This is a genomic window from Compostibacillus humi (assembly GCF_014637175.1).
GTDB classification, from domain to species: Bacteria; Bacillota; Bacilli; order Bacillales; family Amphibacillaceae; genus Oceanobacillus; species Oceanobacillus humi.
The window spans coordinates 1-17839 of sequence record NZ_BMEV01000068.1; the positions used below are offsets into that span (position 1 = coordinate 1).

General features: G+C 39.4%; 15 protein-coding genes. All 15 read right to left on the reverse strand.

Annotation, left to right across the window (positions count from 1 at the left end; translation table 11 throughout):
- Window positions 1-595: 595 nt before the first annotated feature.
- Window positions 596-3253: a glycosyltransferase gene (locus IEV18_RS14170; RefSeq protein WP_188393046.1), complete on the reverse strand. Its 2658-nt coding sequence runs from the start codon at window positions 3251-3253 to the stop codon at window positions 596-598.
- Window positions 3254-3256: 3 nt separating this feature from the next.
- Entirely contained in the window at window positions 3257-4183 is a 927-nt protein-coding gene (locus IEV18_RS14175) for a class I SAM-dependent methyltransferase (RefSeq protein WP_188393047.1), read from the reverse strand.
- Window positions 4184-4200: 17 nt separating this feature from the next.
- Window positions 4201-5109, reverse strand: coding sequence for an ABC transporter ATP-binding protein (locus IEV18_RS14180; RefSeq protein ID WP_188393048.1), 909 nt, complete (start codon window positions 5107-5109; stop codon window positions 4201-4203).
- Between the two features lie 17 nt (window positions 5110-5126).
- On the reverse strand, window positions 5127-5942 hold the full coding sequence (locus IEV18_RS14185) for an ABC transporter permease (protein WP_188393049.1): 816 nt from the start codon (window positions 5940-5942) through the stop codon (window positions 5127-5129).
- 21 nt (window positions 5943-5963) lie between these two features.
- The gene (locus IEV18_RS14190; RefSeq protein WP_188393050.1) at window positions 5964-7220 is read right to left on the reverse strand and encodes a nucleotide sugar dehydrogenase; all 1257 of its coding nucleotides are present in this window, start codon (window positions 7218-7220) and stop codon (window positions 5964-5966) included.
- Window positions 7221-7249: 29 nt separating this feature from the next.
- A complete protein-coding gene (locus IEV18_RS14195; RefSeq protein ID WP_229733664.1) occupies window positions 7250-8530 on the reverse strand; it encodes a glycosyltransferase in 1281 nt (426 codons plus the stop codon).
- Between the two features lie 18 nt (window positions 8531-8548).
- Entirely contained in the window at window positions 8549-9748 is a 1200-nt protein-coding gene (locus tag IEV18_RS14200) for a glycosyltransferase family 4 protein (protein WP_188393051.1), read from the reverse strand.
- Window positions 9749-10069: 321 nt separating this feature from the next.
- Entirely contained in the window at window positions 10070-10972 is a 903-nt protein-coding gene (locus tag IEV18_RS14205) for a hypothetical protein (protein ID WP_188393052.1), read from the reverse strand.
- A 5-nt stretch (window positions 10973-10977) separates the two neighbouring features.
- Window positions 10978-11340: a FixH family protein gene (locus tag IEV18_RS14210; RefSeq protein WP_188393053.1), complete on the reverse strand. Its 363-nt coding sequence runs from the start codon at window positions 11338-11340 to the stop codon at window positions 10978-10980.
- Window positions 11337-12005 (reverse strand): ABC transporter ATP-binding protein, encoded by a 669-nt coding sequence (locus IEV18_RS14215; RefSeq protein WP_188393054.1) that lies wholly within the window; start codon window positions 12003-12005, stop codon window positions 11337-11339. Before IEV18_RS14215 ends, IEV18_RS14210 begins: the two co-directional genes overlap by 4 nt.
- Window positions 11998-12798: an ABC transporter permease gene (locus tag IEV18_RS14220; RefSeq protein ID WP_188393055.1), complete on the reverse strand. Its 801-nt coding sequence runs from the start codon at window positions 12796-12798 to the stop codon at window positions 11998-12000. The genes IEV18_RS14215 and IEV18_RS14220 overlap by 8 nt, the downstream gene beginning before the upstream one ends.
- Window positions 12798-14111 carry a nitrous oxide reductase family maturation protein NosD gene (nosD, locus tag IEV18_RS14225; protein WP_188393056.1) on the reverse strand — a complete coding sequence of 438 codons (1314 nt, stop codon included), beginning with the start codon at window positions 14109-14111 and terminating at the stop codon, window positions 12798-12800. The genes IEV18_RS14220 and nosD overlap by 1 nt, the downstream gene beginning before the upstream one ends.
- Window positions 14074-14673 (reverse strand): hypothetical protein, encoded by a 600-nt coding sequence (locus tag IEV18_RS14230; protein WP_188393057.1) that lies wholly within the window; start codon window positions 14671-14673, stop codon window positions 14074-14076. The genes nosD and IEV18_RS14230 overlap by 38 nt, the downstream gene beginning before the upstream one ends.
- Before the next feature lie 320 nt (window positions 14674-14993).
- On the reverse strand, window positions 14994-16868 hold the full coding sequence (nosZ, locus tag IEV18_RS14235; protein ID WP_188393058.1) for a Sec-dependent nitrous-oxide reductase: 1875 nt from the start codon (window positions 16866-16868) through the stop codon (window positions 14994-14996).
- An 18-nt stretch (window positions 16869-16886) separates the two neighbouring features.
- Window positions 16887-17384, reverse strand: a complete 498-nt coding sequence (locus IEV18_RS14240; RefSeq protein WP_188393059.1) for a c-type cytochrome — start codon at window positions 17382-17384, stop codon at window positions 16887-16889.
- Between the last annotated feature and the right edge of the window lie 455 nt (window positions 17385-17839).

A 17839-nucleotide genomic window follows, 5' to 3' on the forward strand; every position in this document is an offset into this window, starting at 1 on the left:
GATGGATTTCATCCGGCTTCTCCAAGGTGAATCCAAGTGCAGTAACAGGACTAATTATCTGTGTAAAAACTAGCATCAAGACTAAAAGACTTACAAAACCCCTCTTCTGTTTATGCATAAATTTCTCCTTTCTTTCACCCTTTTTCAATAAGTCTTAAAAAAAGTTAGATAAATATTTGGTTCTACACTATCAATTTTCAATATAAACACAACATTTATCGTTAAATAGTATGTATAGATAAGTCCATTATCTTATTGTAATAAAAAGATAATAATTAATCACACTATTTTCGACAATGTTAACACCAGAGATTATTGTCTAAAATTTAATTCAAAATGTGTTTAGTGTAGTATATTACGTTCTATATATAACATATTTTGCGGATTAGTTACTAAGTATCTGTGAATAAGACCTAAACCCCTTTACACTAATTTAAACTGTAAGGATAGAAATTACAATATATTCTTTAGTCAAATAGGTCACAACACTAAAATGGTACGATGTCTATCAAGGGGAGCCGTTCAACATCATAAAGGATAAATTTAATTTGGCTCGACCCTTGATAAATCGCTCTATATTTCACTTGGAAGCAAACTAATTATTTGCTAAATTTGAAATTTTTGTTTTTAATTCGGAATCAATTTGATTCCTTTTCATATGTTGGTGATAAAGGTTATAAATATCTTGTAATATTTTTGATGCTTGATCGTATGAATCAGGATTCACCATTTCTAACTTTTTCAAATACCAATTTTTAAAATAATAATTAAACCTTTTTTCCAAATAGGCATCTAATAATTGATTTTTTCTTAGGAAATTGATTTTTTCTTCCTCTAATCTTTGATATCTTTCAAAGGTTTTCACAGAAATGCTATTTACTGTCGATCCTTCTACACCAGCATAATATATATGAATCATTTCATTGATTACCTTAAAACTTTTTACACTTGAGATTAACTGGTGGAAGAAAAGAGTGTCTTCCCCAATTGCTCCCTCTACCATTTGCAAATTATTTTCTTCTAAAATTTGCTTTTTCACCATAAGAGCTTGAATACTCTGAGCTTTAAAATACGTATTACTTAGAAATTCTTTAGCGTTCGGATTATAAAATTCTGTTCTTTTTTCATAGTGTAATACATCATTATAATAGTTAAAATCATGCTCCCCTGTATCACATTTCTTGATGTTCCCTATAACTAAATCATAATCATTTTCTGTCAAAGTGCTATATAATTTAGCATAGCCGTCATTTATTGCTTCATTATCAGGGTCCAGAAAAGTAATATAATTTGTTGTAGATAACTCAACACCCTTGTTTCTTGGCCTAGAAGCACTTCCGCTGCCCCCGTCACCAAATTTATAAACCCGTACATTTGAATATTGTCTCTCCAGACGATTAATTATCATTAATGTTTCTTTATCCCTTGAACCATCATCTACAATAATAATCTCCATATTGTCAAACATACTGGATCTTCTAAGACTCATAAAGCATTTCCCATATAAATGCTGTCCATTATTATAGGTAGGAATGATAACAGTAAATTTTTTGTTGTCATTTGCTATATACTTAGGCTCTTCACTTATATTAAACTCAAGGGAGTCACTACTGTATCCATTGGATTGGTCAAGGTTTGATCCGTTTAATATATCTTTTAGATTATATTTATCCAAAGAAAAAACAGTACAATAGACATTATTTATGTGATTAATGAAGTTATTTTCAATGCCTTCAATTTTGTTTTCACCATCATAATAACTGTCCTTTGTAACATAGTCCGCATCCGTATATTTAAAAGCATTAATCATATCTTCCAAATAATATTCACCATAAAAATGAGAATTATGAAACATTGCCACGAAGTGAAAAGATTCAGATGAATTAATTGCTTCTTCTTTACTAAGCAGGACTTTATTTTCATAAGTTTGATAATCAAACATTTTATTTATTTTTTCTGTTTTCTCATCTACAATAACTGCAATTTTTTTATTCTCAACTAAGTTAACCTGATAACCGATTTTTGTTAGTAGCTCATCGATTCTATGATAGGTGGTGTGGTTTCTAAATACTTGTCTTATCCCGAAGAGTCGATGTTGGTATCGTTCTCTCGATGTATAATTTTTCAGTATGTAACCGATTTCATCCTTATCAAATACCATAAATATATTTGGAAAATAGTTATTAATACCTAAACTATAATTAGATAAAATCAGATTTCCCATCGCTTGTAATTCATATACCCTGTTTGCAAACATGGTAGAGCTACCTTTGACAGTATTCAAGTTTATTATCCATTCATACAATTTTATTATATTTTGTAACGTTTCATGGTCAACCCCTGGTGAAATATTTCGTAAATACTCCACTGGGAAAAAGTGCTGCTCTAATTTCAACTCATAATTCCTGTCAAAAATTTTCAACTTTTCATTTGCATTGATGACCCCATCAAAAAGTATTCTTGTGTCCCTTTGACGTTCAGGATATTTTTCATACCAAGAGCCAGCAAACATTACACCCTCTACAGGCGGTAACTCTTTCATACCAATAGGGTTATTATAAAGAGGATTGAATCCAAATTCTAATACAAATACATTTTCATTATTACAATCTCGCTTATAGTCTTCTACCTTCTCTTCAGCAGTCGTAAAAATGTAATCACATCTCTGGGCAATATCTACAAAATATTCATAATTAGTTGGGTCTTCCTTGGAGTAAAATACTATTTTGACTCCATCATTTTTAAAAAAGTCAATCATTTTGAAAATAGTTTTTCTCATTTTACTGATTTTTGGATTTCCCATGCCCTTCCAGTCACCTTTTATTCCCTTCCAGGCACTTGCAATTAGAAGAATATCTATTTTTCCTTTTAAATCCTCATATCGATCTTTTTCAACATAATAAAAATTTGCAATATCCTTAAAAGAATTATATAAAAATTCATCCGCAATAATACCAATATTTATATTTGCTCTATTGTAAAATGATGTGCCATTACTCACGGGCATATTATGTATTAAAGGAGTTATTGTATCTATAAAGTTAATCTCAGCTAGTTTATCACGCAATTTTAAATAATGGGATTTATTCACCCTGCTAAAAGTGCTAGTATTCCTTTTAAGATGTGTTATATCAAACCCAACATCAATATTTTGTTCTTTTAAAAAAGAAAGTTCTTTTTCGATTTCATATAATAATTCTGCCTTCCGAGAAGCCATTCGACTCAATATTTCCTCAAAGTGGTACCTGCTCATTCTTCATCTCCTCTTTTTCTTACGGAAATTCCAATATTTAGTAGCCAATCTGCCGAATTTGGAATTCTTTAAATTATTATACCTCGTTAATAAAATTTCATAATCCCTGTCCAGCTTTCTATATTTATTAATTATATTTTCATTTTCTGTATAAGCATCGTATAATTCCTTTTGAATTTTTACCTTTTCCGCCTTTTCTTCCAGGTATTTTAAGTGAGATTCACTGGACTGTTCATTTTGTACAGTTTCTAACTTAGTTTGCAACATGTTTATTTGTGATACATATTCTCTCTCGATTTTTTGCACAGCCTCTTCTAGCCGAATTAATAAATCATTATTTATATTAACTTTTTGTCCAAGGTTTTGATCTTTTGAGAAGACAACGCCGATCCACTTACCGAGGAACTTTACTTCATTAATTACAACCGGGTTCTCTTCTTGGAGACGCAAAAACTCAGATAAATAAAACGTTCTTTTGTGGTCAATAAAATCATTGATGCCGAATGGTGTGGTAACAATGATTTGTCCGTCATTTTTAGTTAATGAAGAAGCTTTTGCAAAAAACGTATCAATATCAGAAATATGTTCTAATACTTCTCCCAAGATAACACAGTCAAAAGTCTTATTAAACTCTTCCAGAAAGAAATTCCCTTTTATAAAATTTACGCAGTTTTGAGTTTCCTCTTCTTCTTTTAATAAATACTTATTCGCATCTTCTATAGCTGAAGAAGAAGTGTCTATTCCAATGACGTTTTTACCTTCTCGCCCCAGCAGAATTGATGTTATACCTTGAGAACAGCCAACGTCTAATATGTCGTTACCTTTAACGTTTTGTAAAATCCAATGGATTCTCTCCCTAACCTTTTTCCCGAAGCTTTCACCCATTTCAGAGTAGTACGCTTCATATATATAATCTTTAATCTCTTCCAATTTGTACCCTCCTTTCACTAGTACCCCAGAACGATTAATACACTTAATATTAGTAGTGGAATGAATAATAATACATTTGCTATCTGTGAAAGTAAACTTCTCTCACGATTTTGCTTTTGGGTATAACCTTCAGAAATTTTAATTTGCTTTTGAAACATTTTTTTCTTATATTCCCTTTTTTCAGCGTCTGACAACTTATTAAACCACTTGGTAAAGGAAATATAATTGTTTATTACTTCATCTTTTGTCCCAAACTCTTTTAACTCTCCGTAATGTATCCACAAAACACGATCACAAAACGTCTTCATTTGTGCTGCGGAATGACTAATAAAAAATATTGTTTTTCCTTCTTTTTTAAATTCCTCTAATTTGTCTAAACATTTTTGTGCAAAAGTAGAATCTCCCACAGATAAGGCTTCATCAATAATTAATATATCCGGGTCAGTATGAACCGCAATTGCAAAACCTAACCTAGATTTCATTCCACTGGAGTAATTTTTTACCGGCTGATAAATATAATCACCTATATCAGCAAAATCAATGATGTCTTCCTTTACATTTTCTATTTCTTCCTCAGTTAATCCATGCATCATACATTTTAAATCAATGTTTTCTAAACCGGATAAATTATTATTTAATCCAGCAGAAATTGCAATTAATGAAGGTTCTCCATTAATAATTAATTCTCCTTCAGTTGGTTCTATAACACGGGCAAGTATGTTTGATAAGGTAGACTTGCCCGAACCATTTAAACCAAGTATTCCAATCGTTTCCCCTTCGCGAACCTCAAACGAAACATTGTTTACAGCAAGAAACTGTTTGTTTTTCTTGGACTTCAGTGAGAATAAATTTAATATCTTATCTGATTTTTTTTCTAACATATCATAAGATTTACTGATATTTTTTAACTTTACCTTTGTTTTCATAAAAATCCTCTTCAATCTTATAAGTAATCTACAAAATTTTTCCTAAATCTCATATGAATTTTTACACCAAAATAGAGAATCACAAAAGTTAGTACCCAAAAATAGAGAGTATATACTATATCATCAAAAAACCAATTATCTCCTAGAAAGGAATTTCTCATTCCATCGATTATATAATAAAACGGATTTAATCTAAGAACATTTGTCAACCAATCTGGAACTTGGCTCCCGGCTGGGTTCCACAGAATTGGAGATATATAAAGAAACATTCTCATAACTTGTTGCAAAAAGGATTGATAATCACGAATTAGTGTGGATAACGTCGAACTAAATAGTGTGAATGCAAACAGAAAAACATATAGTGAAAAAATGTAATACGGTAATTGTAGTATATAAATTGATAATTCGACCCCATAAATTAAAAGCAATACAAAAAGAATTAATAACAAGTTAAAGAATTGAAAGCTGTTACCTACAATTCTTATGGTTGGTAATATACTTACAGGAAAGTTCATTTTTGAAACTAACGAAACTTTTTGATAAACACTGTTTGAACCTTGTACCATCGTTGGTGATATAAAGAACCATGGAATTAACCCCATAAGCAACCAAAGTATATATGGGATATCGGAATTTATAGTTTGGCCACCTCTTAAACCTATACCAAATACAACCCAATATATTGCTATTTGAATTGCCGGGTTTATAAATTGCCATAGCGAGCCTAAATAATGCCCTTGATACATTCCTTTGATTTCAAAAGTGGCCATTCTATAAATTAATTTCCTGTTCTCGATTTGTTCTCTGAATACTTGCCAGATTAGTTTAAACATTTCATTAATGCTTCCTTCTATTTATAAGTATCTGTACAAATTCCCATAATTCACGTATTCAATGTTATCCGCATGTTCTTTTACGACATTTTTTGTGTCGAACACTATAGCGTTATTCATTTTAGCAAAAGCTGGACTGTTTAATTCTTTAAATTCATTATGGTCGGAAAGAATTAAAACTAAATCTGAACCGTCAATCGCTTTTTCCATATTTTCTTCTACAAAGCTTAGTTTGACATGCGGATCATGGGCAATAACTTCGTATTCATCCCGATTATTCAGCATTTCATAAATTTCCATTGCTGGACTTTCGCGAATATCATCCACATTTCCTTTGTATGTCAAGCCGAAAACGGTAATCTTTTTGCCGTTTGTTTTTGCTAATATTTTGTCGACTGCGTTCATTACGTATTCAGGCATTGATTTGTTAATTTCTCTGGATAGGCTGATTAGTTTCGCCTGTTCTGGAGCTTTCGCAATAATAAAGTATGGGTCTACCGCCAAACAGTGGCCGCCTACTCCAGGTCCAGGGGTATGCAAATTCACCCGCGGGTGTTTATTTGCCATATTAATAACTTCTAATGCGTTAATGCCTAGCTCATTACATACTTTTGTCAACTCGTTTGCCAAGGCAATGTTGACATCACGATACGTATTTTCCATCAGTTTGGACATTTCTGCCGTACGGGCATCGGTTTTAATGAGTTCACCTTGAACAAAAGTGGCATAAACTTCTGCACCTTTATCTGTACATGCTGGTGTTACCCCGCCGATGATACGGTTATTGTGAATTAACTCATGCATAATTTGTCCTGGAAGAACCCTTTCAGGACAGTGTACTAAATAAATATCTTCGCCGATGGTAAAACCCGCTTCTTCTAAACGTGGTTTTACATGGTCATCCATCGTTCTTGGAGCAATCGTTGATTCAACAATCACGACATTCCCTTTTTGCAAATAAGGAATAATATTTTCTAATGCCTGCATAACAATAGAGATGTCACAAGACATGTATTGATCATCTTTATTTGGCGTAGGCACAGCAATAATAAAAGCATCTGCTTGCTCTGGCTCTAAAGAAGCGCGGAAGTTCCCTTTTTCCAGCACTTTTTCCAGCGCTTCTTGCAATCCTGGCTCTTCAATGTGGATTTTTCCGCCATTTAACATGTCAACAGCTTCTTTTTTCACATCGACACCGACAACTTCCACTCCATAATTTGCAAACATAATTGATGTCGGTAAACCAATATAACCTAATCCTACTGTACAAAGTTTCAACATAATTCCTTCTTTCCTATAAGATAAAATTAATATTTTCGATAAACTTCGAGCAAATTCTCCTGTTCTAATTCCCAATTATACTTCATGCGCGCCTGTTTGCAATTGGCACTGAAAATTTCCCGCTTTTCAGGATTTTCCAATAAATAGTTTACACCTTTTGCAATTTCTTCCGGGATGTGAGGGTCAATCGTCACCCCAATTTGGCTTCCTTCCACTACTTTCTTAATTTCCGGGAAGTTACAGGCAACTACTGGCACTTCATTCATCATATACTCAAACAGTTTATTCGATGATGCAGACCAGTGATTAAAGTTAATATTGTTTAATACTTGGAATGCCAAATAGGCATTTTTCGTATATTTTGGAAGGTCACGAACCGGAACCTTCGGAATAAAGCGGATTTTTTCTTCCAATCCCCGCTCCTTCACCATCTGCTGCAGCTTTTCTTTAATTTTCCCGTCACCGATGAACACGAGCGTTCCTTCTTTAAAAAGCGGGAAAGCTTCAATTAGTTTTTCCAGTCCCCGACCAGCTTGAATTCCGCCTTGGTATAATAAAATCTTTTCGTCCGGCGGCAGCCCGAGCATCTCGTGAAGATTTACTTTTTCATCGGTTTGCTGGATTTCCAGCGACGGATAATTGTGAAGAACATGGGGATAAAATCCGTATAAGTCTTCATTATATTTTGCCCTTGTATGATTTTCCACAATCATGCTGTCAATTCGCTTGATGAAAAATTGTTCAAACCGTTTATACCACGGGCTGTCATACCCTGTCCTGCTAGTTTGCACCTCATGGGAGTCATATATTAATGGCTTTTTCTTTAAGCGCCATTTCGCACTGACCCAACCTTGAGGCAACGTGTTTAAATCGTTGGAATGGTAAATATCATAATTTCCTCTATGACCTTTTATGATCATTCTAATAATCAGTGCACCGCGAATCCAGAGGACCCGCACTTTTGTTTTCAGAAGCAAGCCAACAAGAATCGTCAAGGCTATCGTAATCCAAGGAAGCACGTATAGCATGGCTCCCCAGATGAGCAACAACGGAATGAGCGGCCACCTTTTGCCAACCGCAAAGCGATATAGCTTTTGCAGCAGAATAAGTGTTGTCGGATACCGCTGCATCCGATACACACGAAAGTGATCATTGATTTCTTCGTATTGGGAAATCGTCGGATCATTTGGATCATCGATACAAATGAGTTCGACATCATAGCCGTTTTGCGACAATGTCGTACACTCCCGGAGTACCCGTGCATCATTTGTAAAGTGATTCCATACAAACATACCTACTCGTTTCATAGTATTCCCTCTTTTGAATTAAGTAATAATCTGAAGTAATTTATGGATATTTTTTTCCCATAGGAATTCTTTTTCTACCGTTTTAATACAGTTTTGTCCCATTTCTTCTATTATTTGTGGATTCTGCTTTAATTCGATAATTTTCTCCACCATGGCATGGACGTCCGACTGGTTAAAGGCAAAGCCGGTTTGATTCGCTGATATTATTTTTGCTGCTGTCCCTTTTACCCCGGCAATGATTGGAGTTTTGCATGTCATATAGTCGATAATTTTACCCGGGAGTACCGTGGAGAATACTTCTTCATCGTTAAGAAAGGCAATGCCAAGCTGACAGCTTTTAATTAATTTCAGGCTTTCCTTTCTCGTTGCCGGCGGCTGGAAATGGACATAATGCAAATCGTTTTTTTCAATATAATTTTGAAATTCCTTTGCTTTGACGCCATAGCCAATGACATGGAAGGTAATATTATTTTCATGCAGCAATTTTGCAATTGATTTAATATGTTCAACGTCTTGCGCCAGCCCGATATTCCCCGTATAAACTACACGGAATTCTTCTTGGTGTTCTTTTTCTTTCACGATTTCATGGGCTCTCGGACCATTTGGGATATAGATGATTTTCTTTGGGTATTTTAGTTTCCGTTCGATGTGTTCACGGAACCCAATACTATTAATTATAATATAATCCGCATTTTGGTACATTTTTTTCTCCAAATAGCGGAAGAAACGAATGATAATCGGGTAGTCAAAGATTTTGACGCCGATGAGGCTATCAGGCCAAAGATCCCTTACTTCAAGGATAATTTTTGTTTTTTTCATAAAAAGGAATTTAGCAATAAACGCCGAAAATACGATAAATATTGGCGGTGTGCTTACTAATATGTAATCGTATTTTTTATCTTTTGCATCCCATAGGTTTGAAAAAAAACGATACATCATTTCAATGTAGAAAAACAGCCGGGAAATTAGGTTACGGGAGGAATGCTGGTTTTTCAGTTGAACTCTTGTAATATTATCTTCACGGCTGTTGACCCATTCATCATCCCAAAACTTCGGGTCTTTATACATGTTTTTATTCGGGTATGCTGGTTCGATTGTCAATACATCTACGTCCATCTTGTGCTGATGGAGTAGATGGAATATATTTCTCATCCGATTCCCCGCACTGCCGATGACGGGGTAAAAGTTTTGTGTCATCATCAGAATTTTTTTCTTCATCCATAAACGCTCCTATGGTGTAATTGCATTACTAATTCAAACGCAACGGCAACAATATAGCATACCATTTTTTACGATTTCTACACAGCAATTATTTATTGTCCTTATAATATACCTCAATAAGTTTAACATATAATGACAAATTATGATAAAAAATTTATCGGAAATTAACAAAGGGAGGGATAGTGAGGGGGGATTGAACGAAGAGGTGTTGCTACCGGTTGTGAGGATTGTGTTGAAGTTGCTTGCGTGTTTTGGTGCACTGTGGTCACTTCCCGAAATATGTCAAAAGTGCCACGGGTGCCAGGCACCGGCGGCACTTTATTGGATGTGGATGGTGATTTCGATGTCGTTGATGTGGTCGATGTACAGATCTTCGTAGGATTTGCTAAGTTCATAGTTAAGTTCGGCGTCGGTGATATCCGGGTTTTCTTCTTTGATGTCGTCGATTAGGTCGGAAACGACACGGTCCCGCAGCAGGGAATAGTCCATATATTCCTGAAGGCGGTAGTTAAACTCATCCTCACCGTAGGCTTCAATTAACTCCTTGGCGGCTGGAATATCCCGGATTTTCTTCACATATGCTTCCATTTCCTTTTCTAATTTTTCTTGCGGGTTAAAGTAATGTTTCTCCTCAGCGAGGAGGGACATCGCATAAATTTCCACAACATTTTGCAGCTGGACATTCATATTTTCAAAATACTCCAGCTGCTCTTCCCAATAAGCATTGCGGCCTTCCCATTCTTCTCCGTCAAATTGCTTTTGGTCCAGATGACGGCCGGCTTCAATACGAATTTTTTCCATTAGCGTAAAAAATTCCACATCATCTTTGTCAAACGTTTTCTCATTAATCGTAACGACGGCGCCTTCTCCGGGATTGACGGCCGAGGCATCATTCCCGGATGCAGCGGCTTTTCCGCCGGATGCCGTATCACCGCTCCCAGCGTCCGCTTCATCCGAGGCCCGCTTATCATCCGCCGCAGCGCCGGACCCCGAATCGCCATCCTTGCCAGACGTCTTCCCTTCGTCCCGGCCGCCCTCTCCAGCCTTCCGCTCCGTGTCACCTTCCCCGCCCGCAGCATCTCCGGCGTCTCCAGCCTCCACCACCGCATCCACTGCATCCGCCTTTTCCCCAGACGCATTGGCACATGCCCCGAGGATCATCATCCCGGACAGCACTAACAGCAGCAATACCAATCGAAGTTGTCGCTTGCATACCTTCATGTTCATCATCCTTCACTAACTTGGAAGCGAACGATTTGCTCCTTTTCTTTTCCGTCTTTCTCGACCGTGGCAGACATGATCCACTCGCCTCCCATCGGGAGCAGCACTTCTCCGGCATAAGTGCCGTCGCCGTTATCGTCGAATGAGACCGTAATCGTTCCATGGTCCATCTTTTCCATTTCCAGTTCTCCGGTGATGGCAAGTCCGGTCACCGCTTCTCCGCTGTCATCCACCGCCTCTAACACGATTTCCGTCGGTTCGCCTTCCTTATAGTACGGGTCATTCTCCACTTCCAAGGAAATGTCATCTGAACCACATCCGGCAGCGACGAGCAATAATAACCCAATAACCAAGATAAATCTCTTCATTGCGCAATTCCCCTTTTATATTTATTAAAAAAGTCATCCATCGCATATTTCGTGATTTTTCCGTTTTCCAAAAACGCTACATGGCTGCACACTTGCTTAATTTCGTCAAAATGATGGGAGGCCATGAGAATCGTTTTGTCCTCTAAATTTTGAATGATGCTTAAAATTTCATCCCGGCCGATGGGATCCAGCCCGCTTGTCGGCTCATCAAGAATAATAATTTCCGTATCGTAATACAAAATGATCGCCAGCCCCAACCGCTGCAGCATCCCTTTGGAATATTCCCGAATGTACTTTTTCCGGTCGTCCCACAAAGAGACGAGCATGAGCTTTTCCTCGATTTTCTTTTCATCTGCCTTTTTCCCGCTTGCCTCGGCAAAAAAGCGGATATTTTCCTCCCCCGTTAAGTTGGGATAGAGCTGGAATTTTTCCGGCAAATAGGAAACATAGCTTTTCCACGCCTGCTTTTTATTGGAAACTCCGTGAATCGTAATTTCCCCTTGTTTATAAGGCAAAATTCCAAGGATTGTCCGAATTAATGTCGATTTCCCGGCTCCGTTTCTCCCGACGAGGGCACAGCGTTCATTTTTCCCGATGCTTAAACTAACTTCATCCAGCACTTGCTTTTTCTTAAACGCCTGGCTCAAACCGGTAATATTAATCATGGCTTACACCGCCCTTCCCACATAATAGCGTCAGGCTAAAAAAGACGACAGGCCACAATAGAAAATTAAGGATAAAAAAGACTGCCGGCTCCATAATCAGGAAGTTTTCCATTAACCGGGAAAGATGGGTAAGCCCAAACAGGCCGAGCTCTGTTTCCAGGAAAAAACGCAGCGCATGGAGCGGGTCTAAAAAGTACGCCCAGGAAAAGATGGCGATATTGTCAAACGACACCGCCGGCAGCAAATAGAGCATCACGAGGTCGAGCAAAAAGACGATGATAAACCATGTTAAAAGATTTGCCCCGACGAGTTGCATCTTCGTTTTGCAAATGACTCCCAGAAAGGTGCCGATTTGGTTAAAGATAACGAGCAAGGCGAACGTCACGAGCAAAAAGGTCAGGAAACTGGTGACGTTGAAGTGCAAAAAGGCTTTCATGAAAATCGCAAGTACGATAAATGCCCCGAAGAAAGCAGCGATTATCACCAGCTGGGTGGCGATGGATTTTTTCAATAAAAAGGTAAAGAATGAGTCCTTTTTCGTCAGCAGCATCACTTCGGTTTTGCTTTCCTTTTCCTGAAAGATTGAGAAGGATGCCAAAAACAAAGCAAAGAGCGGTACAATGTAAACATTCATGTCAAACACCGATAAGAGCATCGCTTCAAATCCTAATTCTTCAGGAAAGGTCCGGGCTTCTGCGATTATGAATAAGGAAGTAAGCATTAGAATGCCAAGACCGAGCCACAATCCTTTTCCGCGAACTTGCTCTAGGTATTCCTTCCATATATAGGCCATCATGCTTTCCTCCTTTTCCAAACGAAATATAGGCCTGTCGCCATCCCGATGAGGAGAAGTGCCGTCCAAAGCATCGGCTGGGTTTCCCGTTCGTTCATTAACGGATATTCATCCACCGCCATAATCCGCTGATTTCCAAGCAGTGCATTCGCTTTCTCATAAAGTTGTATGGCCGGGCTAGTTAAAAACAGATAGGCCAATTCGTTTTCTTCCAGCAAATTACCGAGGGTAGAAGTCGCTTCAAACGGCGCATCACCGATTCCGTCCTGGTCCAAATCCAAGATCGGATCGTCCCAATAGTTGCCGACACCGTTTTTAAACCAATCATTAAAGGATTCCCCGCCGATGGTAACGACATGGGTGTTGTTCTTTCGGAAAACGTTGTTGAAAAACGTATGGGCAGTGGAAGATGTCCATAGTTCCACTCCGATTTGGTTATGGAAAAATTCGTTTCCTTCAATGGTATTGCTCGTCGATTGCTCCAAATAGAGCCCGCGCTGATTTTGGTAAAATTTATTGTTTAAAACATGAACTTCCCGGCTCGTCTGGATAATCAGCCCAAAGGAACGGGAGCCTTGGTTAAAGGAAAAACTGTTGTTTTCCAACAGCAAGGAATCCGACTGCATGATGGCTGCTCCACCGATATTGCCGACAAACTCGTTGTCGTGAAATTCGTTGTAATCGGCATACATGTAGTGGAGTCCGTATCTCGTTTCCGTTACCTTGTTGTTCGTAATCATATTGTTGTTGGAGTATTCGACGTAAATGCCGTCCCGGGTTTTTTCGATATACGTGTTTTGAATGACGTTGTTGTTGGATCGGACGATTTGGATGCCGTTCCCCTGCTTCGCCAAGGAATCGGACGATTGCCCGATAATGGTGACATTGTCAATGGTGGAGTTGTCCGCCCGGGATAAATAAACACCGTGGAAGACATCGGTCACCTTGACATTTTTAATGACGGCGTTTTCGCCCATGACGCGGATGCCGGAATATTCTTCATCGGAACTCTGGTCCATGCCGCTTCCGGAAACGTGCATCGTATCCAAGGTGACATGCGGGCTGTCGATTTCAATGACGGTCCCAGTGCCGTCCCCTCGGATATGGGTACCTTCTTTCCCGACAATCGTCATTGGTTTATCGATGGTGACATTTCCCTCGTACACCCTTCCTTCCAGTTCGAGCGTGCCTTCGGGAGGCGTCTTGTCGACGAGCTCCTGTAACGATTTTTCTTCTGCCAGCGCCGATTGCGGGTTGGCTAAAAGCGCCGCCGCACTAAGCAGCAGACTTATATTCATCAGCAGTTTTTTCATCTTTTTTTCGATCCTTCCATAATGGGAAAATTAGCAGGATAAAGACGAGCAAGAGCAAATAGGCGCCCGTCGTAAAATAACTGTAAGTAACAAAGTTGGCAACGGTGTTTTCCCCGATAATCGGCGGAACAAAAGGTTCCATATCAATCGGTGCCTGCGGATCCAATTCGTGGCCGTATTTCTTCAACCAGCGGTACATATCCCAGATCCCGGCGGCCCCCATCACGGCGTAAAGACCTATGACACTATAGAGCAGCTTTTTATTACGGAGGAAGGCAGTAATCAGGATGATTAGAGCAACCGCGCCGACAATATAAGGCATAAATTGAAGCTCTGGGAAAGATTCCGTATTAAAGGGTTTCATGCCGATATAGTGATTTAAGCCGTTGATGATTTCAATATCCCCTTTTACTTCCGATGGGGTAACAATAATATCCAGCCCTTCAGGATATTGGGGTGCATAAAAGTCCATTCGCCACCATGGGACTAAAATCGCTATCGTTAACACAATGGCAGCAAGAATCAAGCTGATCATCGAGGGTACGGACAAGTCTTTCTTCATTGTTTTCATCTCCTATATATGAGAGAAGGGAAAAGCCTGGCTCTTCCCCCGTTTTGTATGATGGAGGGGCACGGAATCTTGCCCCATTAGGTTTCAAGTGTCAGCGTCAACTTTTTTGTTGTGTTGGGGGATGTTTTTGGTAAGCGGATGATCCTTCTGTTCATTTGCTGACAGGATTTTAGGATCTGTTGGCAAAAATTGGACGGGGTGAGCCAACGGGAGTCCATTTCCAGCTTTGCCAATCCCCCACACCTTTCCTTATCCTGCACTGGAGCAGGCTTCCCTTTCGTATGAAGCCTGCTTCCAGGGAGGCATTGACTTTACTCCGCCGGTTCTACAAGTAAGTATCCGCTCATTTCCTGGTGAAGTGCGGAACAGAAGTTTGTACAGTAAATCGGGAAGGTACCCGCTTTATCAGCAACAAATTCTAGCGTACTCGTCTGACCCGGCTGAATTTCAAAGTTCAAGTCGTACTCCAAAATACCGAATCCATGGGTGATGTCTTCGTCCAAGTCGATGTTCGTAATATGGAAGAAGACGCGATCCCCTTCTTTCACCATCACCGCATCCGGACGTTCTGCCTCGGCATCAAAGATAAATTTCGAGCGCATGGCAACACCGTATACATGGACTTCATCACCGTCGCGAACGATGCGGGTATCTTCTTGATTCCAAACGGCATTTTCTTTGGATTCGTCTTTTTCGTAAATTTCAATCGTGTTGATTTTATCCCGGTGAATGATTTGGGCATAGTGCGGTTCTGGGTCCGTTGGCACGGCCATAATATGCTCCATTTTTTCTCCGGAAATATCAATTAAATCGGCGGATTCTGGGTGGGATGGCCCTACCGATAAGAAGTTATCTTTAGACAATTTGTTCAGAGCCACAATCCATTTTCCGTCCGGATTCACCGTATCTCCTTCCGCTGCCGCCGAGTGGCCTGGTGAGTAATACGTTGGAATCCGGTCGATGACTTCCCCAGTCTCAATGTTCCACTTCACGATTTCCGACGAAATAAACATCGTGTTGTACGCGTTTCCTTTGTCATCAAATTGGGTGTGAAGCGGTCCGAGAGCTCCAGGCGGGTCAACTTCCTTTTCCATCACTTCTTCGTATGGTAAAATAGGAATACCGAATTTTTCATCTACAAAATTTCCATTTTCAATGACCTCAAACGCTTTTTCAAACGAGAAGACGGTCATTAAAGGAGCAAGCTTACCACTGGCAATAAAGCGGGTTCCGTCTGGTGTCACGTCCACACCGTGCGGAGATTTTGCCACGGGTACAGCAAATATTGCTCCTTCCACATCTCGTGGATCGATTAATTTTTCCCCGTTTAATTCATTGTAATTTCCGTTTTCCACTTCTTCTTCTAGTTTCTTCCAATTCACTAATACGATATAGTCCCGGTCATTTTGCGATGCGTTAATTTCCAGGTTCGTCGTTGCAAATTCGGTGTTGTACGTCGTCATCACAATCCAGTCGCCGGACATTTTCTTCCCGGCGTCGGATAAGTCATAGGACCATGGCGGAAGAACGATCTGATACGCGAGATCAAATTCTTTTGCATCCCGGTCAAAGGTTACCATGGAAACGACGCCTTTATATTCCTCTTCATAATTGTCCAATTCCTCATATTCGCCGCCTAAAGGTCTCGCAAAGCGGGTCGGCATAACAATGTACTCTGTGTTTTGGGTGACAAAGGTACCGGCGTGCGGTCCGCCCATATTTGGCATTTCCATAATGTCCACCGTGTGGAACGTGCTTAAATCCACCGCTGCAATTCGGTTGTTGGCCACGTCATTGGCGAAGAGGAATTCTCCGTCATAGTCCCCCTCGGTTTCGGAAATGGCCGGATGGTGGAAGTCACCCCATGTATAGCCGCCGAGCATTTCCTTCGTTTCTTTATCATAGCCATACCCTGTTGCCGGGTCTGGCGTAAAAATAGGTACCGTTCTTATTTCCCGCATGGATGGGATCCCGTATACAAATAATTGGCCAGAGTGTCCTCCAGAGGCAAACATGTAATATTCATCCAGTTCTCCATAAGGGACATAAACCTTTTCTGCCTTTGATTGATTGTCTGAGGAGGACGCGGTTGTATCCTCTTGTCCGACATCGGCAAAAAATATAAATGCAACTAATAATCCAGCAAGGATACCACCCACACCGGAAAGGATTCGGTTCCAATTCATAGTTCTTCACCCCCAACATTAATTTTCAGCTGCAAATTTCAACGCCTCGATGATACTTGCTCTTTCTTCATCGGAAAGCGGATTATCTCCGATAACCGTCGACATCACGGCCGATGTAGGTTCCTGTAAAAAGGAGTCCAAATCTTTTCCATGCTTTCCTTCTACTTCGTTATAAGCTTGGGATAAATCCGGTCCTGTCGTGCCGCCGGCTATTCCGAGCGATTCAACGGCATGGCAGCTTAAGCAGTTATTTGCCTGCAGTGCTTCTGCTTCGGCAGGTACCGACTCGCCTCCTTCAGCGGTATCGGTCTCTTCCGTATTGGCGTTAGTTGTTTCGGTGGCCGACTCTTCGGAATCTTCTGTGTTGTTAGCGCTTTTATCACCAGCGCTGCTCTCCTCTTGTACGGTGTTCGGATCCTCCACCGTTGATTCTGCCGATTCAGTATCAAAAACAAAATACCCGACCGTAAAAGCAATCAAAAAGCCGACGATGAAAATGATGCTATTAACCTTCATGGAATTCCCCTCCTTTCGCTGGTTTTTCATGTTAATTTTATCACATAAATTTCCATAAAATGTTACTTTCTATTGAATATCCTTTGAATACTTTGTGAAACACTGAGCTTTTCAACTTAAATAAGTTGGCAAACTTAAAAACATTAAAAACCTCTCTAGTATTACCATAGTGCCACCGGTGCCAGGCACTCCCAAATTATGATAAAAAGTGCCGCGGGATTTTATTTCGCTACTGCACCCCAAAAGTTAGAGTAAAAAATCTAGATTTTAGGGGGCCATCCCCCGGCGGCCCTATTTTACGTCTATACGAATAAGGTGGACGATGTCATCTTCCTCTCCATCTCACTAGCATTGCATAAATATAGTTGGAATATTCTGTAAATAATTTTCTCATAAATTAAGCCAAAAAGTCAAAGTCCAACTAAAGGTGGCTTTATCCATTTTTTGAAAATTAT

What these genes read in the sequence shown, in the direction of transcription:
- IEV18_RS14195 (WP_229733664.1), bottom strand. Translation starts at nt 8,530, where the DNA reads ATGAAACGAGTAGGTATGTTTGTATGGAATCACTTTACAAATGATGCA.
- IEV18_RS14170 (WP_188393046.1), bottom strand. Translation starts at nt 3,253, where the DNA reads ATGAGCAGGTACCACTTTGAGGAAATATTGAGTCGAATGGCTTCTCGG.
- IEV18_RS14180 (WP_188393048.1), bottom strand. Translation starts at nt 5,109, where the DNA reads ATGAAAACAAAGGTAAAGTTAAAAAATATCAGTAAATCTTATGATATG.
- IEV18_RS14205 (WP_188393052.1), bottom strand. Translation starts at nt 10,972, where the DNA reads ATGAAGGTATGCAAGCGACAACTTCGATTGGTATTGCTGCTGTTAGTG.
- nosD (WP_188393056.1), bottom strand. Translation starts at nt 14,111, where the DNA reads ATGAAAAAACTGCTGATGAATATAAGTCTGCTGCTTAGTGCGGCGGCG.
- nosZ (WP_188393058.1), bottom strand. Translation starts at nt 16,868, where the DNA reads ATGAATTGGAACCGAATCCTTTCCGGTGTGGGTGGTATCCTTGCTGGA.
- IEV18_RS14210 (WP_188393053.1), bottom strand. Translation starts at nt 11,340, where the DNA reads ATGAAGAGATTTATCTTGGTTATTGGGTTATTATTGCTCGTCGCTGCC.
- IEV18_RS14230 (WP_188393057.1), bottom strand. Translation starts at nt 14,673, where the DNA reads ATGAAGAAAGACTTGTCCGTACCCTCGATGATCAGCTTGATTCTTGCT.
- IEV18_RS14185 (WP_188393049.1), bottom strand. Translation starts at nt 5,942, where the DNA reads ATGTTTAAACTAATCTGGCAAGTATTCAGAGAACAAATCGAGAACAGG.
- IEV18_RS14215 (WP_188393054.1), bottom strand. Translation starts at nt 12,005, where the DNA reads ATGATTAATATTACCGGTTTGAGCCAGGCGTTTAAGAAAAAGCAAGTG.
- IEV18_RS14240 (WP_188393059.1), bottom strand. Translation starts at nt 17,384, where the DNA reads ATGAAGGTTAATAGCATCATTTTCATCGTCGGCTTTTTGATTGCTTTT.
- IEV18_RS14220 (WP_188393055.1), bottom strand. Translation starts at nt 12,798, where the DNA reads ATGGCCTATATATGGAAGGAATACCTAGAGCAAGTTCGCGGAAAAGGA.
- IEV18_RS14200 (WP_188393051.1), bottom strand. Translation starts at nt 9,748, where the DNA reads ATGAAGAAAAAAATTCTGATGATGACACAAAACTTTTACCCCGTCATC.